The sequence below is a fragment of the Streptomyces sp. cg35 genome (assembly GCF_050410835.1).
Taxonomy (GTDB): Bacteria; Actinomycetota; Actinomycetes; order Streptomycetales; family Streptomycetaceae; genus Streptomyces.
In genome coordinates this window covers 280,948-306,251 of sequence record NZ_CP191268.1, presented here as the reverse complement: position 1 = coordinate 306,251, position 25,304 = coordinate 280,948, and the positions used below count along the sequence as shown (strand labels likewise).

Annotated in this window: 25 protein-coding genes; 17 read left to right on the top strand and 8 right to left on the bottom strand. The window is 71.3% G+C overall.

The genetic code is table 11. From position 1 onward, the window contains the following. The first annotated feature begins 16 nt into the window (after positions 1 to 16). The 5 genes from ACQUQD_RS01570 to ACQUQD_RS01550 are packed head-to-tail and all read left to right on the top strand — an operon-like array spanning position 17 to position 4,493. On the top strand, positions 17 to 1,033 hold the full coding sequence (locus tag ACQUQD_RS01570; protein WP_428950065.1) for a PIG-L deacetylase family protein: 1,017 nt from the start codon (positions 17 to 19) through the stop codon (positions 1,031 to 1,033). Continuing rightward, positions 1,026 to 2,111 carry an ATP-grasp domain-containing protein gene (locus ACQUQD_RS01565; protein ID WP_428950064.1) on the top strand — a complete coding sequence of 362 codons (1,086 nt, stop codon included), beginning with the start codon at positions 1,026 to 1,028 and terminating at the stop codon, positions 2,109 to 2,111. Before ACQUQD_RS01570 ends, ACQUQD_RS01565 begins: the two co-directional genes overlap by 8 nt. Beyond that, the gene (locus tag ACQUQD_RS01560; protein ID WP_428950063.1) at positions 2,108 to 2,848 is read left to right on the top strand and encodes a PHP domain-containing protein; all 741 of its coding nucleotides are present in this window, start codon (positions 2,108 to 2,110) and stop codon (positions 2,846 to 2,848) included. The genes ACQUQD_RS01565 and ACQUQD_RS01560 overlap by 4 nt, the downstream gene beginning before the upstream one ends. Further along, positions 2,836 to 4,332, top strand: coding sequence for a glycosyltransferase (locus tag ACQUQD_RS01555; protein WP_428950062.1), 1,497 nt, complete (start codon positions 2,836 to 2,838; stop codon positions 4,330 to 4,332). Before ACQUQD_RS01560 ends, ACQUQD_RS01555 begins: the two co-directional genes overlap by 13 nt. Beyond that, positions 4,329 to 4,493, top strand: a complete 165-nt coding sequence (locus ACQUQD_RS01550) for a hypothetical protein (protein WP_428950061.1) — start codon at positions 4,329 to 4,331, stop codon at positions 4,491 to 4,493. The genes ACQUQD_RS01555 and ACQUQD_RS01550 overlap by 4 nt, the downstream gene beginning before the upstream one ends. A 16-nt stretch (positions 4,494 to 4,509) precedes the next feature. Here ACQUQD_RS01550 and ACQUQD_RS01545 read toward each other — a convergent pair whose 3' ends face one another. The 3 genes from ACQUQD_RS01545 to ACQUQD_RS01535 all read right to left on the bottom strand — a co-directional run bounded on the left by ACQUQD_RS01545 (position 4,510) and on the right by ACQUQD_RS01535 (position 7,820). Next, entirely contained in the window at positions 4,510 to 5,727 is a 1,218-nt protein-coding gene (locus tag ACQUQD_RS01545) for a hypothetical protein (protein WP_428950060.1), read from the bottom strand. A 147-nt stretch (positions 5,728 to 5,874) separates the two neighbouring features. After that, complete coding sequence (locus tag ACQUQD_RS01540) at positions 5,875 to 6,474, bottom strand: hypothetical protein (protein ID WP_428950059.1); 600 nt, start codon at positions 6,472 to 6,474, stop codon at positions 5,875 to 5,877. A gap of 209 nt (positions 6,475 to 6,683) precedes the next feature. Continuing rightward, positions 6,684 to 7,820: an FAD-dependent oxidoreductase gene (locus tag ACQUQD_RS01535; RefSeq protein WP_428957421.1), complete on the bottom strand. Its 1,137-nt coding sequence runs from the start codon at positions 7,818 to 7,820 to the stop codon at positions 6,684 to 6,686. Positions 7,821 to 8,051: 231 nt separating this feature from the next. Between ACQUQD_RS01535 and ACQUQD_RS01530 the strand changes: the two genes are divergently transcribed. Then, entirely contained in the window at positions 8,052 to 8,441 is a 390-nt protein-coding gene (locus tag ACQUQD_RS01530) for a VOC family protein (protein WP_428950058.1), read from the top strand. A gap of 26 nt (positions 8,442 to 8,467) precedes the next feature. On the opposite strand, the gene ACQUQD_RS01525 is transcribed toward ACQUQD_RS01530, so the two are convergent. Then, on the bottom strand, positions 8,468 to 10,219 hold the full coding sequence (locus ACQUQD_RS01525; RefSeq protein WP_428950057.1) for a cation:proton antiporter: 1,752 nt from the start codon (positions 10,217 to 10,219) through the stop codon (positions 8,468 to 8,470). 105 nt (positions 10,220 to 10,324) lie between these two features. Between ACQUQD_RS01525 and ACQUQD_RS01520 the strand changes: the two genes are divergently transcribed. Next, positions 10,325 to 11,032, top strand: coding sequence for a TetR/AcrR family transcriptional regulator (locus ACQUQD_RS01520; protein WP_428950056.1), 708 nt, complete (start codon positions 10,325 to 10,327; stop codon positions 11,030 to 11,032). Positions 11,033 to 11,146: 114 nt separating this feature from the next. Here ACQUQD_RS01520 and ACQUQD_RS01515 read toward each other — a convergent pair whose 3' ends face one another. The 3 genes from ACQUQD_RS01515 to ACQUQD_RS01505 all read right to left on the bottom strand — a co-directional run bounded on the left by ACQUQD_RS01515 (position 11,147) and on the right by ACQUQD_RS01505 (position 14,211). Then, positions 11,147 to 11,407, bottom strand: a complete 261-nt coding sequence (locus ACQUQD_RS01515; protein WP_428950055.1) for a hypothetical protein — start codon at positions 11,405 to 11,407, stop codon at positions 11,147 to 11,149. Positions 11,408 to 11,502: 95 nt separating this feature from the next. Next, positions 11,503 to 12,819: a cytochrome P450 gene (locus ACQUQD_RS01510; RefSeq protein WP_428950054.1), complete on the bottom strand. Its 1,317-nt coding sequence runs from the start codon at positions 12,817 to 12,819 to the stop codon at positions 11,503 to 11,505. A gap of 36 nt (positions 12,820 to 12,855) precedes the next feature. After that, positions 12,856 to 14,211 carry a glutamine synthetase family protein gene (locus tag ACQUQD_RS01505; protein ID WP_428950053.1) on the bottom strand — a complete coding sequence of 452 codons (1,356 nt, stop codon included), beginning with the start codon at positions 14,209 to 14,211 and terminating at the stop codon, positions 12,856 to 12,858. A 334-nt stretch (positions 14,212 to 14,545) separates the two neighbouring features. Here ACQUQD_RS01505 and ACQUQD_RS01500 point away from each other — a divergent pair, with 334 nt between their 5' ends. The 10 genes from ACQUQD_RS01500 to ACQUQD_RS01455 all read left to right on the top strand — a co-directional run bounded on the left by ACQUQD_RS01500 (position 14,546) and on the right by ACQUQD_RS01455 (position 24,626). Beyond that, positions 14,546 to 14,734, top strand: a complete 189-nt coding sequence (locus ACQUQD_RS01500; protein ID WP_428950052.1) for a ferredoxin — start codon at positions 14,546 to 14,548, stop codon at positions 14,732 to 14,734. A 4-nt stretch (positions 14,735 to 14,738) separates the two neighbouring features. Then, complete coding sequence (locus tag ACQUQD_RS01495; RefSeq protein ID WP_428950051.1) at positions 14,739 to 15,947, top strand: NAD(P)/FAD-dependent oxidoreductase; 1,209 nt, start codon at positions 14,739 to 14,741, stop codon at positions 15,945 to 15,947. Between the two features lie 10 nt (positions 15,948 to 15,957). Then, complete coding sequence (locus tag ACQUQD_RS01490; RefSeq protein WP_428950050.1) at positions 15,958 to 16,773, top strand: acetoacetate decarboxylase family protein; 816 nt, start codon at positions 15,958 to 15,960, stop codon at positions 16,771 to 16,773. A gap of 30 nt (positions 16,774 to 16,803) precedes the next feature. Beyond that, positions 16,804 to 18,267, top strand: coding sequence for an aldehyde dehydrogenase (locus tag ACQUQD_RS01485; protein WP_428950049.1), 1,464 nt, complete (start codon positions 16,804 to 16,806; stop codon positions 18,265 to 18,267). Continuing rightward, entirely contained in the window at positions 18,260 to 19,195 is a 936-nt protein-coding gene (locus ACQUQD_RS01480; protein ID WP_428950048.1) for a 3,4-dihydroxyphenylacetate 2,3-dioxygenase, read from the top strand. The genes ACQUQD_RS01485 and ACQUQD_RS01480 overlap by 8 nt, the downstream gene beginning before the upstream one ends. A 12-nt stretch (positions 19,196 to 19,207) precedes the next feature. Continuing rightward, positions 19,208 to 20,062 carry a fumarylacetoacetate hydrolase family protein gene (locus tag ACQUQD_RS01475; RefSeq protein WP_428950047.1) on the top strand — a complete coding sequence of 285 codons (855 nt, stop codon included), beginning with the start codon at positions 19,208 to 19,210 and terminating at the stop codon, positions 20,060 to 20,062. Between the two features lie 28 nt (positions 20,063 to 20,090). After that, positions 20,091 to 20,705: a TetR/AcrR family transcriptional regulator gene (locus ACQUQD_RS01470; RefSeq protein WP_428950046.1), complete on the top strand. Its 615-nt coding sequence runs from the start codon at positions 20,091 to 20,093 to the stop codon at positions 20,703 to 20,705. Positions 20,706 to 20,862: 157 nt separating this feature from the next. Then, entirely contained in the window at positions 20,863 to 22,308 is a 1,446-nt protein-coding gene (locus ACQUQD_RS01465) for an APC family permease (RefSeq protein WP_428950045.1), read from the top strand. A gap of 111 nt (positions 22,309 to 22,419) precedes the next feature. Next, positions 22,420 to 23,910 (top strand): aldehyde dehydrogenase, encoded by a 1,491-nt coding sequence (locus tag ACQUQD_RS01460; RefSeq protein WP_428950044.1) that lies wholly within the window; start codon positions 22,420 to 22,422, stop codon positions 23,908 to 23,910. Beyond that, the gene (locus tag ACQUQD_RS01455; RefSeq protein ID WP_428950043.1) at positions 23,907 to 24,626 is read left to right on the top strand and encodes a gamma-glutamyl-gamma-aminobutyrate hydrolase family protein; all 720 of its coding nucleotides are present in this window, start codon (positions 23,907 to 23,909) and stop codon (positions 24,624 to 24,626) included. The genes ACQUQD_RS01460 and ACQUQD_RS01455 overlap by 4 nt, the downstream gene beginning before the upstream one ends. A gap of 27 nt (positions 24,627 to 24,653) precedes the next feature. On the opposite strand, the gene ACQUQD_RS01450 is transcribed toward ACQUQD_RS01455, so the two are convergent. Continuing rightward, positions 24,654 to 25,226, bottom strand: coding sequence for a MarR family winged helix-turn-helix transcriptional regulator (locus ACQUQD_RS01450; RefSeq protein ID WP_428950042.1), 573 nt, complete (start codon positions 25,224 to 25,226; stop codon positions 24,654 to 24,656). Positions 25,227 to 25,304 lie beyond the last annotated feature (78 nt).

Genomic DNA, 25,304 nt, shown 5'->3' with positions numbered 1-25,304 from the left:
TGATCGCGACGAGCGTGTGGCATCGGCCGCCGCCGAGGTGCTGCGCGCTTCCGGCGCGACTCTCGTGCACATCGTCGGATCGAGCGACGCGTTCCTCGCCGCCGGGCGCAGACCACCGTCCCCCGGGCAGGCCTGGGACGCCGCCGTGTGGGACACCGCGCTCACAGGGGGCGACGGCGCCCTGACCGGGTTCCTGCAGCAGTGGCACGAGCAGAGCCCGCGCGTGCCGATCGTCGTCACGGACGACGCGCCGAGCACCCGCCGCGCCCTCGCCGCCCTGCGCGGCCGGGCCGCCGACATGGTCGAACGAGGCGATCCGGGCGGCCTTGCCGCGGCCGTGACCCGCGTGCTGCACAGCCGGCACGACGCGCTCGGCGGTGTGGGGGTGCCGGAGGAGCGCGTGAACATGCTGGTGATCGGCGCCCACCCGGACGACGTCGAGATCGGCGTCGGCGGGACCATCCACCGGCGGGTCGACGAGGGCTGGGACGTCACCATCCTGACGCTGTCGCGGGGCGCCGGCGGCGGCGACTCCGGCCAGCGCGGCACGGAGGCCCATCGGGCCGCCGAGGTCATGCGTGCGCGGCTGGTGCTGGAGGACCTGCCCGACGGTTCCATCGCCGACAACAGCAGCACCATCAGGACCATCGAGCGCACCGTGGCCGAGGCCCGGCCCGACGTGGTGCTCGTCCACTCCGGGAGCGACACCCACCAGGATCACCGGGCCGTGCACCGCGCGGCGCTGGTCGCCTGCCGTCGCGTGCCCCGCGTGGCCTGCTACCAGTCGCCGTCGGCCACCGTCTCCTACCAGCCCAACCGCTTCATCGGACTGCGGGAGAGCGACGTGGAGGCGAAGCTCTCCGCGATCAACGCGCACCACTCCCAGGCCGCGAGCCGCTGGTACCTGGACGAGGAGCTGCTGCGCTCCACCGCCCGCTACTGGGGCCGCTTCTCCCAGTCCCGCTACGCCGAACCCCTGGAGGTCGTCCGTGACACCACACCGCTCGGTTTCTTCCCGGCCGACCATGTCTGAGCGGCGCGGGACCGGCCCGGCGGCGGGCCCCGACCTCGCCGCCCCCCTCGGCCGTCCGCCGCGGGTGCTCGTCACGGGCGCGGGCGGACCGTCGGGCGTCTGCTTCCTGCGGGCTCTGGAGGGCGCCGCCGAGTGCTATGCGGCGGACATCGACCCCAACGGGGCGGGGCTGTACCTGGTGCCGCGCGCCTACCGCCTGCTGCTGCCGCCCGGCGACGACCCGCGCTTCGCCGAGGCCGTGCTCGTGCTGTGCCGCAGGTACGCCGTCGACGTACTCGTCCCCACGGTGGACGCGGAACTGGTGGCGCTGTCCCGCGCCGCCGACGCCTTCACGGAAGCGGGAGTGCGTGTCCTGGTGCCGTCCGTCGCAGCACTGGAGACCTGCCTGGACAAGTGGCGCCTCGCGCAGGCGTGCGAGGGGGCGGTGCGCCAGCCGTTCACCCGTCTCGTCGGACCGACGGACGACACGGGCGTCGGTGACGACTTCGCGGGCGGCTTCCCCGCCATCGCCAAACCCCGCACCGGTTCCGGTTCCCGCGGGGTGACGACCGTCGAGGACCCGGCCGGTCTCGCCCGGCTGCCGCAGGACGGCTCGTACCTCCTCCAGGAGATGCTGCCGGGCACCGAGTACTCCGTCGACGTCCTCACCGACGCCGCGGGCCGGGTCGTGGCCGCGGTGCCCCGGGCCCGTGACAAGACCGACTCCGGGATCGTGGTCGCCGGCCGCATCCTGCACGCCCCCGAACTGTCCGCGCTCGCCGAGGACACGGTGCGCACGCTCGGCCTGCGCGGCATCCTCAACGTCCAGGTGCGCGAGGACCGGGACGGCAAGCCCGCCCTCCTGGAGGTGAACCCGCGCCCGCCGGGCGGACTCTCCCTCACCGTCGCCGCCGGGGTGGACATGCCCGGCTGGGCGGTGGCCGGACTCCTCGGCGCCGTACTGCCGGACCGCGTCGAACACCGCGAGGCCGCCGTCGTACGCCACTGGCAGGACGTCGTCCTGCACCCCCGCGAACTGGGCGACATGGGCGACACACGGGAGGTGGGCCCCGGGAACGGCCCGGGAGGCCCGGCATGAGCGGCCGGACACATCCCCTCCTCCGCACGGACCTGCACACGCACACCGACTTCTCCGACGGCCGCGACCCGCTCGACCAGGTCGTCGCCGCGGCCGAGAAGGCGGGCCTGCACACCCTGGTCCTCACCGACCACGTGCGCGCCGACACCACCTATCTGCCGCGGTACGTGACCGCCGTGCGCGACGCCCGGGCCACCACACCGGTGCGCCTGGTGTGCGGTGTCGAGGCGAAGATCAGGGACACCGAGGGGCGCATCGACCTGCCCGACGACATCACCGGGATCGACCACATCGCCCTCGCCGACCACCGCTTCCCGCTGCCGGACGGCCCCGCCCACCCCGAGGCGGTACGGGACCGGCTGGACGCGGGGACGATGTCCCGCACCGAGGCACTCGCACTCCTGGTGCGGGCCACGGCGCGGGCGATCGGCCGGATCCCGGCGGGCCGCACCGCCCACCTGGCGCACCTGTTCAGCGTGCTGCCCAAGGCCGGACTCGACGAGGCGGAGGTCGACGCCCCACTGCTCGCCCCGCTGGCCCGCGCCTGCCGGGACCACGGCGTCACCGTCGAACTCAACGAGAAGTGGCAGTGCCCCGCCCCGCGCACCGCCGCCCTGCTGTCCGGCGCGGGCGTACGCCTCGCCGCGGGCAGCGACGCGCACCGCGCGGACGCCGTCGGCGTCTTCCCCTGGGTGGCCCGGGCGCTGGCCGAGACGGAGGCGCGGTGCACACCCTGAACGAGATCCTGCACACCGTCGCCGAGGTGATCGTCTTCCTCGGCGCGGTGCCGCTGGTGACCGCCGTCATCCAGTTCCTGCTCATCGGACTGCAACGCTTCCGGCACCTCTACGACGACCACGAGCACCTGCACCTGCCCCGCACCGCCGTCCTCATTCCCGCCTGGAACGAAGCCCCCGTCCTGACCGCGTCCGTCGAAGGACTGCTCGCCCTCCACTACCCCTCCGACCGGCTTCGCGTCTTCGTCATCGACGACGCCAGCACCGACGACACCCCCGAGGTCGTCCAGCGCCTCGCGCGCCGCCACCCTGGCAGCGTCGTGCACCTGCGGCGCGAGAACGGCGGACAGGGCAAGGCCCACACCCTCAACCACGGCCTCGACCACGTACTGCGCGACGACTGGGCCGAGGCCGTCCTGATCATGGACGCAGACGTCGTCTTCGACCGGGACGCGCTGGTGCGGATGACCCGACACCTCGCCGACCCCGAGGTGGGTGCCGTGACCGCGTACATCAAGGAAGGCAGCGGGAAACACGGCAACTACCTGACCCGCTACATCGCCTACGAATACATCACCGCCCAGGCCGCCGCCCGCCGCGCCCAGAACGTGCTCGGCGTCGTCGCCTGTCTGGCCGGCGGCGCGCAACTGCACAGCAGGGCCAATCTGGCGGCGATCGGCGGACGCATCGACACCAGCACGCTCGCCGAGGACACGGTCACCACCTTCGAGACCCAGCTCGCCGGCCGCCGGGTCGTCTTCGACGGCTTCGCCACCGTGCTCGCCGAGGAACCCGCCGACCTGACCGGACTGTGGAAGCAGCGGCTGCGCTGGGCGCGCGGCAACCTGCAGGTCACCCGGCGCTACCGGCACATCTGGTTCCGCGGCCGCACCGCCCCCGGCGAGCGGCACCGGCTCGGCTCGTACCTCTTCGGACTCATCTGGTACTCGCTCCTGGCCACCCCCGTGCTGCTGGTGGCGTGCTCGGCTTCGCTGCTGTTCCTCTACTTCACCGACCACGACCGGGCCTGGACCCTGTTCCATCTGCTGTGGGTGACGAACCTGATCTGCTACCTGCTGATCACTCTGCTCGCCGCCGTGATCGACCCGGGGACCTTCCGCCGCAGCTGGTGCGAGGCACTGATCTATCCCGGCGTCGTCGCCACCGGCATCCTCGTCGTCACCGCGCTGCCCGGCGTCTTCGTCCCCCTGCTGGAGCGGGCGGGGCTGATCACCGGGAACGGCGAGACCCACCCCGTGATGATCGCCGTCTACGCGTGGCTCGCGCTGTCCATGCCGATCGCCTGGATGGCCAAACTCCTGTCCGGAACGCGGCTGCGCCGCCTCGCACCACCCCTGCTGCACCTCGCCGGATACGGTTCGCTGCTCGCCGCCTGCCTGGTCGCCTCGTTCTTCCAGGAGCTCCGCAACAAGCAGATGACATGGGACAAGACCGAGAAGACCGGAAAGGTCGGCGCCCGATGACGACAGAAGACGACGGCCCGGACCCGCAGTGGCTCGAGCGGCGCGCACAGGAACTCACCCGTCAGGACCGGCGCAGCGACCGGCGGCTGTTCTGGCTGGAGCTCGTCGTGCTGCTCGTCATCGCGGCTCTGCTCGTGGCCCGCTGGCAGTGGCTGCTCTGATTCCTGCGGTGCGCTTTCACTGCAGGACGAACGGATTGGCCCGGCGCGCCGCCAGCGCGAACCAGGCCGTCGTGCCCGTGTGCAGACTGGCGTAGAGCCGGTCGCCGTCGCCGGTGTCCAGTCCGTCGGACGAGGCCGCGACCAGGCCGTACGCGTCCGCGTGGGGCGCATGGGCCTGCGCGGAGCGCAAGGAGGTGAGCAGCCGGTCGGCCTGCTCGCCGTCGCGGTCCCCGTTTCGGACCCGCAGCGCGCACACCAGGTGGGCCGTGCCCTCGAACCACACCTTGGACGTGTCGGCGTCGCTGACCGACACCCCGACGAACCCGCCGTCCTCGGCCGCGAGATGCTTGCGGGCCCAGTCCAGGGACGCCGCGTGCCGACTGTTCCTGGTGGCCAGATACGACCAGGTCTGGGGGTCCTCCGGCACCGGTGTGCGGTTCACCGTGGTGCCGTCCGTACCGGTGCCGGTCCAGAACGCGCCTTGTTCGCCGTCCCACATCGCGTCGAGGAACGCCACGGCGGTGTCCGCTCGGCTGCCCCACGTGTCGTCGTCCACGGTGCCCGCCAGCGCCCGGAAGAATCCCGCGACGTCCGCGTTGTGCTCGCTGGACTTCCACCGCACCTCGTCGCCCTGGGCGTTGATGCCACCGGAGTAGCCGGGCGTGCCCGTCGACGAGGAGGCCTCGCGCTGGATCCACTGCGCCGCGCGCACCGCACCGGAGCGGAACGCGGCCGTGCCCGTGGCCCGGTGCGCGTGCAGCAGAGCGAGACCCGCCCAGGCCAGTGTGCCGGTGAACGTGTCCGCGGCAGCGGCTTCGGGCACCTCCCGCCCTGTGGGCAGCCGTCCCGAGGCGTAGGACTGGCGCAGCCTGCCGTCGTCCTCGGCGTCCTGTTCCTGGAGCGCCACGAGCGTGCGGGAGAGCGCGGCCGCCCGTGCGACGTCGGCCTTCGTGCCCCGAGCGCAGTAGGCGATGATCGTGAGCGCGACGTCGTACGTGAAGGCCACCGTGGAATGGTGTCGTGCCATGTACCCACCGGTGTAGCTGCGCGGCAGCCCTTGATGCGTGCCCGCGGCCTCGTCGACACGGTGGTCGAGGAACTCGTACGCGCGCTTGATGGCATGCTGCGTCGTGCCGTCGGGTGAAGGCCCGCCCGCCGAGCAGCCGCCTGTCGTGGCGGCGATGCTGCCCATGGCCGAGCCCAACAGCAAGGTGGTGAAGGCTCGGCGATTCATGCGTGGATATGGCATCTCACTATGAAATCCCACGTAATGACCGTGTACCCGTTTTGGGTGTGCCCGGGTGCGGCGCCGGGGGTGCGCCCTTGCCGGGCGGCATGGCCCTGAACGGCCATGCCGCCCGCGTCCGCCGAGCCGTCCCGGTCAGCTCGTCGCGGGTTCCTGCTCCGCGCCCGCATCGGGGGACTGCGCCTGGTCCGGTGCGCTGTAGAAGACGGAGGCGCCCTGCTTGCTGCGCTGGGCAAGTCCCTTGGCCACCAGACCTTCGACGGTGGTGCGTACGACCGTCTTCTTGATGCCCCGGTCGGGGTGCGCGGTGCCGAGCGCCTCGGCCACCTCCGATGCCGAGCGCGGTTCCTTCTGCTGCGCGAGGTAGTCCTGCACGAGAGTGACCAGCGTCGGCTGCGCACCGGGGACGGCCTTGCTCACGCGCGGCGCGGGCTTCTTGGCGCTGCGCGTGGACCGGGGCTTCGGCACCCCGGCGGCTTTGGCGCCCGCGCCCGGGGCGGTCCGACGCCGCGGACGCGCTAGCGAACCGCCGCTCTTGTTCTTTTCGAGCCCCAGGGCCTGCTGAACGCCCATCAGAACTGCCTGGTCGTCCCGTAGCGACTGCAATTGATCCTGCAGGACCGCCAACTGCGAGCCGATCTGCGCCTGTTCCTTGGCATTGCGCTCCAGATCGGCGACGACCTGTGCTGCGTACTGTTCCTTGACGCTCGAGTTTCCAGGCTGAGGATCCGACACAGGAAGCTCCTGTCTGTGTGCTGACCCGCTGGGAAGCGAGTGGCAGCGGGGGACGTGGATAGTGCCTTCGACGGCCAGATCTGTCGTTGGCTGACGACTTCTTGAGTGTACGGACGGGACCACTGGAGTGATGTCTTCTGCGCTCATAAGGTGAACTCTCAAGCCGCACATGACAGTTTGCGTCAGCACTCCTGGAGGGTTTGGGCGCTTTATCGGGGAGCCGTCTGGCCGGTGAAGAAGCCGAGCAGTCCCTCGGGCGCGTTCTCGTCGCGGCAGCAGAGCTGGAAGACGACCGCGCCGTCGGTGTACTCCGCGTCGCTGCGGGGGAACAGGTCCCGCTCGTACGCGGTGAGCGCGGCCTCGATGTCGTCGGGGTGCGCGGCGATGGCCCTGCCCAGTTCGGCTCCGTCGTACATGGCGAGGTTGGCGCCTTCGCCGGACGGGACCATCAGGTGGGCGGCGTCGCCGAGCAGGGTCACCCCGGGCACACGCTCCCACCGGTGGCCGTGGGGCAGGGAGTGGATCGGGCGCAGGATCGGACCGCTGTCCGCGTCGGTGATCAGCGCGGTCAGCTCCGGCGCCCAGCCGTCGAACTCCTCGGCTATCCGCGCGGCAGCGGCGGCGGAATCGGTGAAGTCGATGCCGGCCAGCCAGTCCATCGACCGGTTGAGCGTGATGTAGCTGTGCAGGGTCCCGTCCGCCTCCCGGTGGCCCTGGATGCCCTTGCCCGGCGCGAGCGCGAACAGCGCCCCGTCGCCGACCGCTTCCGCGGTGGCCGGGTGCCGGTTGTCGGCGTCGAACAGGTAGGTCTCGACGAACGACGTTCCGACGTACCCGGGTGTGGCGTCGGAGAGCAGCGGCCGCACCCGTGACCATGCGCCGTCCGCGCCGACCAGCAGGCTCGTGGTGACGGTGCTGCCGTCGGCGAAGCTCACCTCGAAGCGGGCGTCGCCGAGGGCGCGGACTCCGCTGACCTTGTGCCCCCATTTGACGGTGCCGTCCGGAAGCGATGCGAGCAGGATCCGCCGGAGCTCGCCGCGCAGCACTTCGGGGCGTGCGCCGTTGCCGTCGTCGGGCTCGTCGAGCAGGACTTCGCCCTTCTGGTCGAGGAGGCGCATGGCCTCGCGGCCCTCCAGGACGATGCCGCGGAACTCGTCCGTCAGCCCTGCGGCCCGGAGCGCCCGCTGGCCGTTGTTCTCGTGGATGTCGAGCATGCCGCCCTGTGAGCGCGCGGCGGGGGAGGACTCCGCCTCGTAGACGGTGGCCGTGATGACGTGGACGTGCAGGACGCGGGCGAGCGTGAGGCCGCCGAGTCCGGCGCCGATGATCGTGACGTGCGTGGTTATCGTGGCTCCTTCAGGTTCGAGGCGACCTGGTTGGCTCCAGCCCGACTCCTTGGAATGTCGTTCCATTCGATGATGGAACAGGATTCCAGGAATGTCAAAAACGGACATTGTGCGCAAAGTCGCTGTCGGGGTGAGCTGTGGGCGCAGGCCCGCCCGCTCGCGCCGGTTGTCTACTCTGCGAGGGGCTCCGCGGCCCTTGGCTGATGCGTTACTTCACCGGGAGGTCCTGAAATGACCAGTAAGTTCACCGAGCTGGCGATCGACTGTGCCGACCCTGAGGCGCTCGCCCGGTTCTGGTGCTCGGTCCTCGGCTACGAGGTCCAGGGCCGGGAAGACGGAGTTGTCACCATCGGCTCCCCGCTGGTGCCGGAGGGCAGGAGCCGCCCCGGCCCCGTGCCGCCGGCGCTGACCTTCGCGCAGGTGCCCGAGGGCAAGACCATCAAGAACAGGCTCCACCTCGACGTCAACGCCGCGGACAGGGAGCAGGACGAAGAGGTCCGTCGCCTGCTCGGCCTGGGCGCCCGACATGTGGATGTCGGCCAGACCGGCGAGGAGAGCTGGGTGACACTCGCCGATCCGGAGGGAAACGAATTCTGTGTCCTGGCGGGCCGCTGCCCCTGAACGGAGACTGTGCAACCGCTCGTTGGTCAGTCGTCGGCCGCCGCGTCCGCCAGTTGCTGGAGGCGCGCCATGTCCACGTCGAGCACGGTCTGGGCGTGGTTGAGGGCGGCCGAACTGTACGCGCCCTTGGTCCGGGCCTGTTGGAGGTGCTCGGACTGCTCGGTCAGGACGCGCAGCCGCAGCCGCAGGTACTGTTCGCGGCCCCCGAGCTGCTCCGGGGTCGGGGCGGCGGCGCCGGACTGGCCGGGGACGCGTGTCCTCGCGTCCGTGCGCACCTGGTCCATGACCCGCTCCGTGAACTTCGCGCCGTCGCGGTCCGTGAGCGCGGGGTCGTCCAGGACTGAGTTCGCCGTGGTCGAGAGCTCCGTCACCAGTCGCACGTACTCCTCGCGCAGCCTGGACGGATCCTCCTTGGGCACCCGCACCCAGCGGATGACCGCCGGAAGCGTCAGTCCCTGGGCGAGCAGTGTCGTCGTCGCCACCACGTAGGCGATCAGGACGAGTTGGGCGCGGTCGGGTGTGTCCTGCGGGAGTGTCTGCGCGGCGGCGACGGTGATGGCGCCGCGCATGCCGGCCCAGGCGAGCACCGCCCCACCGCGCCAGCCCAGCGTTTCGTTGAGCCGGAACTCGACGTCCGCGGAGGCCTTGTCGACCCGGAGCCGGAACCGCTGCACCTTCCTCTCGGGCACATTGCGCAGGCGCTCCTCCATGGCGGGATCGGATTCGTCGCCCTGCAGGGCCGCCTGCATGGACTCCAGACGCGGCTTGGACTCCGCGGCCCGCTGCTGTTCCCGGCGCAGCCCCGCGACGAGCGGCGCGACGAAGACGATGCGCACCACGATCACCAGCGCCGAGGCGGCCAGGCCGATGAGCAGGGCGTGTCCGATGCCCATGCCGTCGTCGTGCACCTCGTCGACGAGCGCCTTCACGCCGAGGCCCATGAGCAGGAACATCCCGCTCTCCAGGAGGAACGCGACGGTGCGCCAGTTGGTGGCCTCGGTGATGCGGTCCTGGGCGCGCAGCCGGCGCGGGCTGAGATGGCCCGTCACCAGCCCGGCGACGACGACGGCGAGGACACCCGAGGCGTCGAACTCCTCGGCGGGCAGGAAGGCGAGGAAGGGCACCACGAAGGAGATCGCGGCATTGAGCACGGCGTCGTTGAGCAGCGCGCGCACCCGGACGTTGACGACGCCGACGAGCAGTCCGATCCCCACGGCGACGGCCACCGCGTAGAAGAACTCCCCGACGATGCCCCAGAGGGACACCGAACCGGCGATCGCCGCGACGGCGGAGCGCAGCAGGACGAGCGCGGACGCGTCGTTGACGAGCCCCTCGCCCTCCAGCACGGTGAGCAGCCGGTGCGGCAGGCCGAGCCGGCGCCCCACGGAGGTGGCCGCGACGGCGTCGGTGGGGCTGATCACCGCGCCGAGCGCGAACGCGGCGGGCCAGCCGATCTCCGGCAGCAGCCAGTGGAAGAGCCAGCCCGCGCCCAGTGTCGACACCACGACGAGCAGCACCGCGAGACCGGTGATCGGCCGGATGTTGCGCCGGAAGTCGACCACGGGCATGTTCACGGCCGCCGAGTACAGCAGTGGGGGCAGCACCCCGGCGAGGATCAGTTCGGGCTCGACCTCGGGATGCGGGACCCCCGGCAGGAAGCTCAGGCCGATCCCCACGACCACCAGGCTGAGCGGTGCGGCGAGACCGAGGCGCTCGGAGAACGCGGCGACCGCCACGATGCTGATGACGCCGAGCACGGCGACGAGGGTCAGTTCCACAAGCGCGCCCGTCCTCTCATGACCGGTGACGACCGGCCACCCTTCCTGGAATGTCGCTCCAGAACATATGTTGGAACAGCACTCCAGACGTGTCAAAATGGTGGCATGACACCACAGACCCGCAAGTCGGAGCGGCGCACGGACGCGCTGTCCCGCGAGCGCATCATCGAAGCCGCCGTCGAGCTGCTCGATGCGGAAGGTGAGCGCGGTCTGACGTTCCGGACGCTGACGGAGCGTCTGTCCACGGGACCCGGGGCGATCTACTGGCACGTGGCGAACAAGGGCGAACTGCTCGCCGCCGCCACGGACGCCGTCGTCGCCGCCGCTGTGGCTGTCGAACCCGCGCGATCCCCAAACGCGCCGCGGGACGGGATCCGCGCCGTCGCGCTCGGCCTGTTCGCCGCGACCGAGGAACATCCGTGGCTCGCCACACAACTCGCCCTGCAGCTCTCCCGCAGCCCCGGCGGGTCGGTGACCCTGCGGATCTTCGAAGGCGTCGGCCGGCAGGTCCGCGCGCTCGGTGTGCCCGAGGCCGCCTGGTTCACGGTGACGTCGGCGCTGGTCCACTACATCCTGGGTGCCGCGGGTCAGAACGCCACGAACGCCGACAGCGCCCGCGCTCTCGGCCCGGGCACCGGCCGCGCCGAGTATCTCGCCGCGGCGTCGACGGCGTGGGGCGAGCTCGACCCTGACGAGTACTCCTTCACCAGGGCGGTCGCGCCCCAGATGCGCGATCACGACGACCGCGAGCAGTTCCTCGCGGGGATCGACTTCGTCCTCACCGGCATCACGGCTCTTCATCTGAACGGCTGACCCGGCAGCCGGTCGCCCAGGGCACGGAGAACGGCTCGCACCAGGAGGCCGTACGGAGCTGGATGCCCCTCACGGACGCGTCGCCGACGCCCCCGACGCTCGGCTGGAAGGTGTTCATTCCTGGGAGCGCTGCTCGTTCCGGTGCGCCGCGCGCGCGAGTTCCTGCAGCACGGTGTGCTCGGTGGTGCCCGTGTCGTTGGCGAGTTTGCGCAGCAGGTACGCGCAGAGCGCGGCGGTGCCGTCCATCAGATGCTCGGCCGCTGCCGGGTCTTCCCGGCGTCGTTCGTCGACGTAGGCGGCCAGCATCGCGTTGTCGGTCGTGTAGGCGGTCATGAACTCGATGCCGAGCCTGATCCGGTCGTAGTCGTTGCTCATGGGCGCACCGTGGCACATGCAGGGGTCGGGGCGCGCGGCCGGGGCGGCGGACGGTGTCCGGCGTCGGCCGTCCGCCCTGGTCCGCATGCGTGCGATCAGGCGAGAGTGACCTCGACCGGCAGCTTCTTGATGCCGTTGACGAAGTTGGAGCGGACGCGTGGGACGTCGCCCGCGAGCTTGATGTCGGCCAGACGCGGGACGAGCTCCTCGAACATGATGCGGATCTCGGTGCGCGCCAGCAGGTTCCCCAGGCACAGATGGGGGCTGCCCTTGCCGAAGGTGACGTGGTCGTTGTTCTCGCGGGCGACGTCGAGATCGTAGGGGTTGTCGAAGACGTCCTCGTCGCGGTTGCCGGAGGCGTACCACATGACGACCTTGTCGCCTTCCTTGATGCGCTTGCCGCCGAGTTCCACGTCGCGGGTGGCGGTCCGGCGGAAGTGGTACACGGGGGAGGCCCAGCGCAGGAACTCCTCCGTCGCGGACGGGATCAGCGAGGGGTCGTCCCTGAGCCGGGCCAGCTGCTCGGGGTGCTGGAGCAGGGCGAGCATGGCGTGGGACATGGTGTGGCGGGTGGTCTCGTTGCCGGCGACGACCAGGAGCAGGAAGTAGTTGTCGAAGTCCTGGGCGGAGAGCGGCACTCCGTCGCGCGGGGTCTGGTTGACGAGCCGGGACACGATGTCGGTGCCGTCCTTGCCGCGCCGCTGCCGGGCCAGCTCCCGCCCGTACGCGAAGACTTCGAGGGACGCGGGGGAGCGGAACGGCAGGTCGCGGTACTTCTCGCTCTCCGCGCTGTGCAGCAGGACATCCGCGTAGTCCGGGTCGGTGTTGCCGATGATGCGGTTGCCCCAGTCGATGAGCTGCTGGTTGTCCTTTGGCGGGACGTCGAGGAGGCGGGCGAGCACGTTGATGGGGAAGTCGGCGGAGATCTCCTGGACGAAGTCGAACGTGCCCTTGGGGAGGGCCGCGTCCAGGGTCTGCGCGGTGAGGCCGCGCAGGAAGTCCGCGTAGCCGTTGATGACGCTCGCGCCGAACTGGCGCTGGATCACGCTGCGCAGGGCGCGGTGGCGGACGCCGTCCATTTCCAGGATCGAGGCGCGCTTCTTGATCTGGTCCTCGTCGACCTCTTCGAGGTTGACGAATCTGGTGGACGTGAACGTCTGCGCGTCGCGGTCCACGGTCGCGATGTCGGCGTGCCGGGTCACCGCCCAGAAGCCCGAGTTGGGGGCGTCCTCCGGCTGCCAGTGCACCGGGTCCTCGTGGCGCAGGGTGTGGAACATCCGCCAGGGCGTGGTCGGGTCGGCGAAGTTGTTCAGGTCGGCGAGGTCGACGTCGGCCAGCGGAAGCGGCTCGGCGAGGCGGGCGCGCAGCTCGCCGGCGGTGGTGGGGGTGGCGGGGACGGTGGGGCTGGTCATGGCGGGGTCTCCTGGAGGTGCGGCGGGCCGGGGCGTTCAGAGGTGGTAGGCGTACTCGGTGAACTCCCAGTCGGTGACGTGCCGTTGGAAGCGCTCGACCTCGTCGCGCTTGTACGAGAGGTAGGAGGCGGTGAAGTCCTTGCCGAGCAGCTCGGTGAGCGCGGTGTCCGCCTCCAGGGCGTCGAGCGCGGCGGGCAGTGTCGTCGGGAGCAGGGCGGACCTGGTGGTGTCGTAGCCGTAGCCCTCCAGCGGGGCGGGCGGCTCCTCCCCGGCCAGGACGCCGAGCAGGGCGGCGGCGAGTGTGGCGGCGATCAGCAGGTAGGGGTTGGCACTGGCGTCGCCCAGCCGCAGTTCGAGGCGGGAGCCGGAGCCGCGCTCGGGCGGGACGCGCACCATGGCGCTGCGGTTGTCGAGACCCCAGTCGATCAGCCAGGGCGCGAGGGTGTCCGGTCCGAAGCGCTTGTACGAGTTGACCGTCGGGTTGGCCAGGGCCGTGAGGGCGGGGGTGTGGGCGAGGACGCCCGCGACGGCGTGCCGGGCCGTGGCGGACAGGCCGTGCGGAGCGGACGGGTCCTGGAAGGTGTTGATGCCCTCGTCGTCGACGCAGGACAGGTGGAGGTGGAAGCCCGAGCCGCCGGCGTCGTTGAAGGGCTTGGCCATGAAGGTGGCCAACCTGCCTTCTCTGCGGGCGAGTTCCTTGACGGCCGCCTTGAAACGGAAGGCGCGGTCGGCGGCGTCCAGGGCGTCCGAGTGCGTCAGGTTGATCTCGAACTGTGAGCCGTCGAACTCGTGGTTGCCGTTGCTGACGCCGATGTCGAGGTCGCGCAGCAGGCGCAGGGTGCGCAGCAGGTGGTTGTCGCCGTCCGCGCGCAGGCCCGTGGTGTAGACGACCCCGGCCGCGTCGCTGTAACGGCTCCAGCCCCGCGGGGTGTCCGGCGCGGCGTCGCACAGGAAGTACTCCAGCTCCGGTCCCACGACCGGGCGCAGGCCGTGCTCGGCGCAGCGGTCGACGACGGCGCGCAGCAGGTCGCGCGGGGATTCGGGCGCGGGCAGTCCGGTCGCGGGGTCGGTCACGTCGCCGAGACAGGTGGCGACTCCGGGCTCCCACGGCAGGGCGGTGAGGGTGTCGAGGTCGGGGCGGACGCAGATGTCGGGCAGTCCGGCGTCGAGGCCGCCGGCGACCGGGACCACGTCGCCCTGTGGACTCGTGTGGTAGACGGCGCGGCAGAAGGCGAGTCCGTGGTCGCAGGCCGCGGGCAGGTGGTCGAGCAGGACGTCGCGGGCCCGGTCGGTGCCGATGAGGTCGGGATAGGTCACCCGGACGACGTCGATGCCCTCGGCGGCGAGCCGTTCCATGTGCTGGCGGACGGGCGGGGTGTCGGATGCGCTCACCGGTGTCTCCTCTGCGGGAAAGGGGCGCCTCCCAGCGCTCGGGGCGCTGGGGGAGAGGGGGTGCGGCGGCTGCGAACTGCGGGGAGATGCAGGAGCCACTCACTTGTTTGATGCCAAACGGTATGGATGCCGCCCCCTTCTCGCAAGGGTTCCGTCGCAGAAATTTATCCATGCGGATAGCTATTGACCAGGGTTCGGTCGCTTCCTATGTTGTTTGAAGCCAAACGAGTTGGGGGTCGGTGAGACCGCACCCCTTTGGCCGGGGCCCGGCCCCTGGTGGTCCGGGCCCCATCTCCCCTCTCTGACGCTCCCTCAGTCCCAGGAGGACAGGCCCATGAAGGTCGTCGTCGACATGAACAAGTGCCAGGACCACGGCCAGTGCGTCTTCGCCGCCCCGGACGTCTTCAGTTTCGACGACGCCGGTCGCCTGGCGTGCGTCGCGGACCCGGACGACGCGCTGCGCGACGAGGTCGAGGAAGCCGCGGACGTCTGCCCGCTGCAGGCCATCCGGATCGAGGGCTGACCTCATGAGCGCACCCATCGTGGTGGCCGGCGCCTCCATGGCCGGTCTGCGCATGGCCGAGCAACTGCGGTCGGCGGGCTGGGGCGGCCCGATCACCCTTGTCGGCGACGAACCGCACATGCCCTACAACCGTCCGCCCCTCTCCAAGGAGGTCCTGGCCGGGAAGGCCCCCTTCGCGTCGCTCGCGTTCCGGCCCCGCGCCGGCTTGGCCGACGCCGACTGGCGCCTGGGCACCCGCGTCGTACGGGCCGATCTCGACCGCCGAACCGTCGAACTCTCCGAGGGGGAGGCGATTCCGTACAGCGGTCTCGTCGTCGCCACCGGTATGCGCCCTCGCCGCCTGCGCTGTCCCGGACCCGTCGCCGGACGGCACACCGTGCGCACCCTGGAGGACGCCGAGGAACTGCGAACAGCCCTGCTGCGTCCGGGCGTTCGCGTGGTCGTGGTCGGCGCCGGATTCATCGGCTGCGAGGTCGCCGCCACCGCCCTGGACCTCGGCGCCGCCGAGGTCACCGTCATCGACCCCTTGCCGCTGCCCATGGTCGGACCGCTCGGCGCACCACTCGCGCGGGCGCTGCGGGAGCGCCACGAACAGCGCGGAATCCGCTTCGCCCTCGGCGCCGCAGTGGCGGGCTTCGAAGGCGACGGCCACGTCACCGGCGTACTCCTCGCGGACGGCACCGTCCTCGCCGCGGACGTCGTCGTCGAATCGGTCGGCTCCGTCGCCAACACCGAATGGCTCGACGGCAACGGCCTCGACCTCACCGACGGCGTGCTCACCGACGCACACCTCCGCGTCGGCGGACGTCCCGACGTCCTCGCCGTCGGCGACGTCGCCCGCTTCCCCAACGCCCGCTACGACGGCGTGCCCCGCCGCGTCGAGCACTGGTCCATCCCCACGGACACCGCCAAACACGCCGCCAAGGTGCTCGCCGCCCACCTGAACGGCACCGAGGCGGACCTCGCGCCGTTCGGGCCACTGCCCACCTTCTGGAGCGACCAGCACGACTTCCGGCTCCAGTCCTTCGGTGCCCCCGCCCTCGGCAAGGACGACATGCGCGTCCTGGACGGCGATCTCGACGGCGACGTCCTCGTCGGCTACCACCAGGACGGCCGGCTCGTCGGCGTCGTGGCCCTGGGGGGCCGGTCCGCCGCGGCGGCCGCCGCCCGCTACCGCGCCGAACTTCTCAAGCAGCCCGCCCTCACCGCCTAAGGAACCCCAAGTGGCTGAAAACCCCACGGTTCGTGGATACCTCCACCCCAAGACGGCGACGGGCGCCTCGTCCCTGATCCCCGCGCCGCCCTGGCGCTACTCCGGCGATCTGCTGACCGTCGAGTACCGCACCGACCCGGCCCGGGTCCGCGAACTGCTGCCCGCGCCGCTGGAGTTGGCCGACGAGGACCCCGGAGCGGTCGCGCTGATCTGGGCCGACTGGCAGTCCTGCTCCGCCGACGGCCACGAGCTCCTCGACCCGGTGCGAGCCCAGTACAAGGAGGCCTTCGCGGTCGTCCGCTGCCAGTACCGGGGCCGGACCTTCACCCGCTGTGTCCACATCTGGGTCGACAAGGACTTCGCCATCGCCCGCGGGCTGCACCAGGGGTACCCGAAGAAGCTCGGCTCCATCCACCAGACGCGCCCCCACCCCCACGGCCCCGCCCCGCGCATCGAGGCCGGCGCCCGCTTCGGTGCCACCCTCGCCGCGGCCGACCGGCGCCTCGCCCAGGCCGTCGTCACCCTGCGCGAACCGGCCGGTACCAACGGGTTCGTCAACGCCCACCCGATGGCCCACCACCGCTGGCTGCCGTCCATCGAGAAGGGCAAGGGACTGGCGCTCGACGAGCTCGTCGAGTCCGGTGCCGCCTCGTTCGAGGGCGGCCAACCCTGGGTCGGAGAAGCCGAGTTGGAGCTCTTCGAGGCGCCCACCGAGGAGCTGGCCCGCCTGGAGATCCGCGAGCCGATCGCCGCGTACTACCGCCAGGTCGGCGTCGTCTGGGACGGCGGCCGGCTGCTCGAGTCCCACACGTCCGGCGCCGAGTGACCGCCCACCGACCAGCAGGAGTCTGACCAGATGACCGAGCACACCCTCACGGTCGCCGGGGTCGCCGTCGACACCCGCCACTGGATCGGCGGCCGGCGCGTCGCCTCCACCGGCACGTTCACCGATGCGTCGCCCATCGACGGGACAGCCCTCGGCGAGATCTCCCGGGGCACTCCGGCCGAGGCCGCCGCGGCCGTTGCCGCCGCCAAGGCCGCCTTCCCCGGCTGGGCCGCCACCCCGCGCGCCGAGCGCGCCCGCATCCTGCACGCCGTGGCCGACGGCGTCGAGAAGCGCCTCGAAGAACTCGCCATCGTCGAGACCACCGACAACGGCGCCCTGCTGCGCTCGCACCGCCGCGGCGTCATGCCGCGCGTCGCGCACAACTTCCGCTTCTTCGCCGACTGGCTGCTGAAGCTCGACCACGAGGACTTCGAGACGCGCGGCCACACCAACCACGTCAGCTGGGACCCGGCGGGCCCCTGCGTACTCATCACGCCGTGGAACGCGCCCCTGATGATGGAGTCGTGGAAGGTCGCCCCGGCCCTCGCCGCCGGCAACACCGTGGTCCTCAAGCCCGCCGAATGGACCCCGCTGACCGCCTCGCTGCTCGCCGACATCGCGGCCGAGGCCGGACTGCCCGCCGGTGTCCTCAACATCGTGCAGGGATACGGCTCCGAGATCGGCGACGCGCTGACCTCGCACCCGGACGTCCGCCGCATCAGCTTCACCGGCTCGGTGCCCACGGCCCGGCACATCGCCGCTTCGGCCGCCCCGCACCTCACGCCGGTCAGCTTCGAACTCGGCGGCAAGTCACCACTGTTGGTGTTCGCCGACGCCGACCTCGACCTGGCTGTCGACCTCGCCGTCGAGCAGTACGACAACGCGGGCCAGGTCTGTCTCGCCGCGACCCGCATCCTCGTCGAGGAGCCGATCGTCGAGGAGTTCACCCGCCGTTTCACCGACAAGGCGGCCCTCCTCCACCAGGGCGACCCGCGCGACGAAGCCACCGACATCGGCCCCACCATCCACCCCCGCCAACTGGAGAAGATCGACGGCTTCGTGCAGCGGGCGGTCGCGGCCGGCGCCCGCGCGGTCATCGGCGGCCACCGGGGCGAGGGCCAGTACTACGCCCCGACGCTGCTCACCGACGTCGCCCAGGAATCCGAGATCGTGCAGGAAGAGGTCTTCGGCCCGGTCCTGACCCTGCAGACCTTCGGCGACGAGGACGAGGCCGTCCGCCTGGCCAACGACACCCGCTTCGGCCTGGCCGCCACCGTCGCCACCGGTGATCCCGAGCGCGCGGAACGCGTCACCGCTCAGCTCGTCGCCGGCACCGTCTGGGTCAACTGCTTCTTCGTCCGCGACCTCCGGGCCCCCTTCGGCGGTTCCCGCCAGTCGGGCGTCGGCCGCGAGGGCGGCATCTGGAGCTTCGACTTCTACTGCGACCTGAAGAACACCGTCACCGCCCCGAAGGGATGGAAGGACCATGGGTGAGATCGTCGGGGCGGGCCTGCTCGCCCACGTCCCCACCGTCGTGCTCCCCGAGAAGACCCGCCGTGAGCTGAACGAGGGCAAGGAGATCACCCTCGTCACCGGCCTGCGGGAACTGCGCAAGGAGGTCTTCGAGCGCGACGACTACGACACCGTGGTCGTCCTGGACTCCCATTGGGCGACGACCGTCGAGTTCGTCGTCACCGCACAGGACCGCCGCGCGGGCCTGTTCACCTCCGAGGAGCTGCCGCGCGGCATGCGCCGCATGCCCTACGACTTCCCCGGAGACCCCGAACTCGCCCGCAACATCGCCGAGTTCGCCGACCGGCACGGCACCTGGATCACCGCGATCGACGACACGTACCTGCCGATCTACTACGCCACCATCAACCTGTGGAAGTACCTCGGCGAGGGCCTCGCGGACAAGCGGTGGGTGACCATCGGGGTCTGCCAGACCGGCGACATGGAGGACCACCTGCGACTGGGCCGCGCGCTGGCCGACGGTATCGCCGCCACTCCCGGCCGCCGCGTCCTCCTCATCGCCTCCGGCGCGCTGTCGCACACCTTCTGGCCGCTGCGCGAACTGCGCGACCACGAGTCCAGCGACCCGGCGCACATCTACACCGCCGAGGCCCGGGAGGCCGACCTCGAACGCATCAACTGGTTCACGGAGGGCCGCCACGACAAGGTCCTCGACACCATGGACGAGTTCTGGACGCACAAGCCCGAGGCGAAGTTCTTCCACTACCTGATGATGGCGGGCGCCCTCGGCGAACGGGCCTGCACCGCCAAGGGCCGCCAGTACGGCGCGTACGAGAACGCGATCGGCACCGGCCAGGTGCACCTCTGGTTCGACCGCCCCGCCGACGGCTGGACCGGCGCCGGAGTCCCCGCCGCCACCGCACCCCGCACTCCCCACAGCCGCGCCTAGAAAGGCCCGCTCATGTCTGCCCGCCCTGAATATCGCCGCATCCTCCTCGACGGCGCCGCCGTCGAGGTCACCGTCGACGGGGACGAACTCGTCGCCGGTGACGGCCGCCGCGTCAAGACCGACGAGGCCCGGCACCTGCCGCCGGTGGTGCCCTCCAAGGTGATCGCCGTCCACCTCAACCACCGCAGCCGCGTGGACGAGTTCCGGATCGGCCTGCCGGACACCCCGACCTACTTCCACAAGCCGACCTCCGCGCTCAACAGCCACCAAGGCGCCGTCGTCCGCCCCGAAGGCTGCAAGTGGCTCAACTACGAGGGCGAGGTCGCCATCGTCATCGGCAGGACAGCGCGCAACATCGCCCCGGCCGACGCGGGGGAGTACATCGCCGGCTACACCGTCGCCAACGACTACGGACTGCACGACTTCCGCGACACCGACGCCGGATCCATGCTCCGCGTCAAGGGCTCCGACACCCTCTGCCCGCTGGGCCCCGGCCTGGTCACCGACTGGGACTTCCACGGCAAGCGGCTGCGTACGTACGTCAACGGCGAGCTCGTCCAGGACGGCTCGACCGACGAGATGAAGTGGGATATGCACTACCTCGTCGCCGACATCGCCCGCACCATCACGCTGTACCCCGGAGACGTCCTGCTGTCCGGCACCCCCGCCAACTCCCGGCCGGTGCGGCCCGGCGATGTCGTCGAGGTCGAGGTCGAGGGCCTGGGACGCCTCACCAACCACATCGTCACGGGCCCCACCGCCGTCCGCGGCGACGTCGGGGCCCAGCCCACCGAGTCGGAGGAAGTGCTGTCCACCGCGCTCGGCGGCGACTGGGAGTTCCGTGGCATCAGGCCGCCGCAGCGCTGACGGCGAGATCGCCGGTAGGGTCGACGGCATGACCGACCCCGTCGAGCCCGCCGGTGAGCGCCGATCCCGCAAGCGCGTCACGAACTACGGCACGGGACGGCTCGCTCTGCTGGACGCCGCGATCCGCGTGGTGGCCCGCGGCGGTCTGCGCAGCCTCACCTACCGGGCCGTCGCCCAGGAGGCCGGGGTCACCCACGGGCTCGTCGTGCACCACTTCGGCTCGCGCGACGCGCTGATCGAGGAGGCCGTCAGCCATGCCATCCGCTCCTCGCTGAGCAGCAGCGCCCTCGAGATCGGCACGGGCAAGCCGGCCGACTTCGCGGCGGGACTCGGCGACATGGTCGACTCAGGCCCCGAACTCCAGGCGTTCCAGTACGAGTTGCTGCTGGAGGCGCGCCGTCGCCCCGAACTGCTGTCGCAGCTGCGCAGCCTCTACGAGGAGTACTTCGGCGCCAGCGCGCGGGAGTTGACCCGCATCCTCGACCGGCCGGTGAGCCGCGGCATGTCCCGGCTCGTCTTCGCCGCACTGGAGGGCCTGGTCCTGCACCAACTGGCCTTCGGGGAGCGCGAGGTGACCGAAGAGGCGCTCGCGGAGCTCAGGGGCCTGCTGGAGCGTCTGGCCGGGGAGCCGGTCACGGACTGAGCCCGGCACGTCGCTGCCGGGGCACGGCTGAGCAAGAAGCGCCGTCGCCGCGGGATTCCCTGCCCTCGACCCCTTGTCAAACGGATAGTTCGGCCCGACGATGAGGCAACTCGTTTGGCCTGAAACGATCCTCCTCTCTTTCTGGCAGGTGATCCGAGTGGACAGTCAGACGGTTTCCGCCGAGCGGACCGTACGGGACGCCCCCACTGCAGCCACGCTCAAACCCGACGCCCTGGGCGTTCTGGGCATCCTCTTCTTCGTACTGTCCGGTCAGGCCCCGCTGACGGGCATCGCCGGAGCGGCCCCGATCTCGATCGCCACCGGCAACGGGTCCGGCACACCGGCCGCCTACGTGCTGGCCGGAGCCGTGATCCTGCTCTTCTCCGTGGGCTTCGTCGCCATGGGGCGTCACGTCGTGGACGCCGGAGCCTTCTACACGTACATCGGCACCGGACTCGGCCGCACCGCAGGCTCCGGCAGCGCGAGCGTCGCGCTGTTCGCCTACTGCGTCATCCAGGCGGCGATGTACGGGCTGTACGGCGCGACCGTCGCCGCGCTCGTCGCCGACCACACGGCCCTCGACCTGCCGTGGTGGGTGTACACCCTGGTCACCATGGCCGTGGTGCAGGCGCTGGGCGCCGCGGGCATCGAGATGGGCGCCAAGGTGCTGGCCGTGTTCGTGCTCGCCGAGTTCAGCATCCTGCTCGTCTTCGGCCTGGTCACTCTGCTCAAGGGCGGCGGTCCCGAAGGACTCGGCGCGGCCGACAGCTTCTCCCCGTCGGCGGCGCTCCAGGGCGCACCCGGAGTCGCCGTCATGTTCGCCGTGGCATCGATGTTCGGGTTCGAGGCCACCGCCATCTACGGGGAAGAGGCCAGGGAACCGAAGAAGACCGTGCCCCGGGCCACGTACCTCTCGGTCCTCGTCGTCACCGGCTTCTTCGCCCTCATCTCCTGGATGCTGATCTCGGCCTACGGCGCCTCGAAGGCCCCCGGCGCCGCGGGGGAGGCGCTGGCCTCCGGGGACTCGGCAGGGTTCGTCTTCGCCCCCATCGCCGACCAGTTCGGCGGCTGGGTCGACGACGTCCTGCCGATCCTCCTCGCCACGTCCCTCTTCGCCGGCATCCTGACCTTCCACAACTCCGCCAACCGCTATCTGTTCGCCCTCGGCCGCGACGGGCAGCTGCCCGCACGGCTGTGCCGCCTCAACACGCGGCACGCACCGTGGACGGCCGGCTGCGTCCAGACCGTGGTCGCCGTGCTCCTGGTCGTGCCGTTCGCGCTGGCCGGCAAGGACCCGGTGCTCACCCTCTTCTCCTGGTTCAGCGGCCTCGCCGTCCTGGCGATGATGCTGCTCTACCTGCTGACCTCGATATCGGTCCTCGTGTTCTTCCGTCGCCGTCGCGTCGACAACCGCCTCTGGAACACGCTGATCGCCCCCGCGCTCGGCGCGCTCGGCATCGCGGGCGCGATCTGGCTCATCCTCGCCAACTTCACCACCCTCATCGGTGGCGAGACGAGCACCGCGCTCTGGCTGGTCACGGTCCCGGTCGTTCTCGCCCTCGGCGTCGCCAACGAACGTCTCCGGCGCCGAGCAGCCGGCTGACCCGCCTCCCCTCGGCACGCGGGACCCGGCCGCGTGCCGAGCGGTCGGCGCCACTCGCTCCGCCTTCCCCTGTCCGGCCCCTTCGTTCCGGCCCCTTCTCTGGAGGACCGCATGACCACCCCCACCCATGAGACATGGCTCGAGCGGGCCAAGGCGTTCCACCCGACAGGCGCGCATCTCATCGACGGCGCCGACGAGTCGGGCGGCGGCGCCGAGTTCGCCACGATCTCGCCACGCGACGGTCAGGTCCTCGCGGCGGTCGCCGACGGCGGTGAGGCCGAGGTGAACGCCGCCGTCGCCGCCGCACGCCGCGCCTTCGACCAGGGCCCCTGGCCCCGTATGGCACCCGCCGAACGCGGCCGCGTCCTGATCCGCACAGCCGAACTCCTCGACGAACACCGGGCGGAGCTCGCGCTCACCGTCAGCCTCGAAATGGGCAAGCCCGTCACCGACGCCCACGACATCGAACTCCGCGCCGTCATCAACACCTTCCGCTGGTACGGCCAGCTCGCCGACAAACTCACCGACGCGTCCCCGCACACCCCGCACGACGCCCTCGCCCTCGTCACCCGCGAGCCCGCCGGTGTCGTCGGCGCGGTCGTGCCCTGGAACTTCCCGCTGACCCTGGCCGGCTGGAAGATCGCCCCGGCGCTGGCCGCCGGCTGCACCGTGGTCCTCAAACCCTCGGAGAACTCGCCCCTGTCGGCCCTGCTCCTGGGCCGCATCGCCCTGGAGGCCGGACTGCCGCCGGGCGTGCTCAACGTCGTCAACGGCACCGGCCCGGTGGCCGGCCGCGCACTCGGCCTGCACCCCGACGTCGACGTCCTGGCCTTCACCGGATCCACGGCGGTCGGCCGCCGGTTCCTGCACTACGCGGCCGACTCCAACCTCAAGCGGGTCTGGCTCGAACTGGGCGGCAAGTCACCGAACATCATCCTTCCCGACGCCCCCGACCTGGGGAAGGCCGCGGCCACCGCCGCCTGGGGCATCTTCTTCAACCAGGGCGAGATGTGCACCGCGCCCTCCCGCCTCCTCGTCCACACGTCCGTCGCCGAACAGGTCACCGAAGCCGTCGTGGCCCGCGCCCGCGCCCTGCGCGTCGGCGACCCGCTCGACCCGGCCACCGAGATGGGCGCCCTCGTCGGCGAGCACCACCTCGCCCGCGTACTCGACCACGTCCGCGCGGGCGCCGACGACGGAGCCCGCGTCCGCACGGGCGGCGCCCGCACCCTCCCCGAGACCGGCGGTACCTACCTCGAACCCACCGTCTTCGACCAGGTCGCCCCGGACAGCCGGCTCGCCCGCGAGGAGATCTTCGGCCCGGTCCTCTCCGTGCTCACCTTCGACGACCTCGACGAGGCCGTCGCCCTCGCCAACGCGACCGAGTACGGCCTCGCGGCCGGTCTGTGGACCTCCGACCTGTCGACCGCGCACCAGGTCTCGCGCGCCCTGAAGGCCGGCACGGTGTGGGTCAACTGCTACGAGGAGGGCGACCTGACCGTCCCCTTCGGCGGCATGAAGCAGTCGGGCAACGGACGCGACAAGTCCGCCCACGCCCTGGACAAGTACATGGAACTGAAGACGACCTGGATCCAGCTGTGACGACGCCCGTACGCCCGCTCATCGCGATCCCCGCGCGCTTCTCCGCCACCACATCAGCCTTGCGCTACGCCGCAGAGGTCAACGCCCGCGCCCTGATCGAGGCCGTCTGGCGGGCGGGCGGCGAACCGGTCACCCTGCACCCCGCCGATCCGGCCGAGAGCGACGTGGCCACCCGGCTCGCCCGCTTCGACGGAGTCCTGCTCCCCGGCGGCGGCGACCTGGCACCGCACCGATACGGCGCGCCCCACGCACACGAGACCGTCTACGACGTCGACGACCTCCAGGACGCGTTCGACCTGGAAGTCGCCCGGCAGGCACTGTCGGGCGGGTTGCCGCTGCTGGCGATCTGCCGGGGCCTCCAAGTGGTCAACACCGCTCTGGGCGGGACACTCCACCAGGACATGGGCGGCCCCCGAAGCGAACACCGCCACGTCCGCCACCCCGTCTCCCTGGCCCCCGGCTCGGCCCTGGCCCGTATCACCGGGGCGGACAAGACGGAGGCCTCCTGCTACCACCACCAGCACGTGGACCGCCTGGGGGAGGGGCTCCACGTCACCGCCCGCGCCGCCGACCAAACGATCGAGGGAGTCGAACTCACCGACGCCGGCGCCCTGTTCGTGGCCGTGCAGTGGCACCCGGAGGACACCGCGCACGAGGATCCGGCCCAGCAGCGCCTCTTCGACGCGCTGGTACAGGCCGCGGCCGAAAGGGGCTGACAGAGAGCCGGTCGAGTCTTCGCCGGCTCAGCCCTTGGAGCGGCGCCCGCTGCGGCGGGGCGAGGGGGCCTCGCCGTTCAGCAGCGACTGGCGACGCTCCTCGCCGCCCTCCTCGACCTGGAGCACCACCTTGCGCAGCCCGTCGGCGAGACTGCGGCACTCGTCGTCGCTGAGCCGCGACGTGACGAACGCCTCCTCGTCGTTGAACGCCGGGAACACCTGACGCATGAAGGCCTCGCCCTCTTCGGTGAGGGTGAGCAGCACGAGCCGTCCGTCGGTGGGATGACCGGCACGGGCCAGCAGCCCGCGCGACTCCAGCGTGCGGGCCACGCCGGTCAGGGTCCCCTTGGAGATGCCCGCCTCCTCGGCGACGTGCCGGGTCTCCGACTCGCCCCAGACCCAGACCACCCACAGCACCACGAACGCGGTCCAGGTGAGGTCGGAGCCGCGCAGTACCGAGTTCTCCAGATGCTGGCGCACGGCGGACGCGGCCCGGTAGATGTTCGCCACGGCGGCCATCTGCTCTCGGCGGATCGCGATGCCGCCGAGCTTCGCCTCCGCGAGCTTCTCCGCCTCGCTGATGGACCGCTGCCCTGGCACGGGTCCCCCTCGCATCGTCGCCGCCCCCGGGTCGTGTCTCCCGGGGTCATTCGACCTCAAATTGTACGGCTGCCCGTG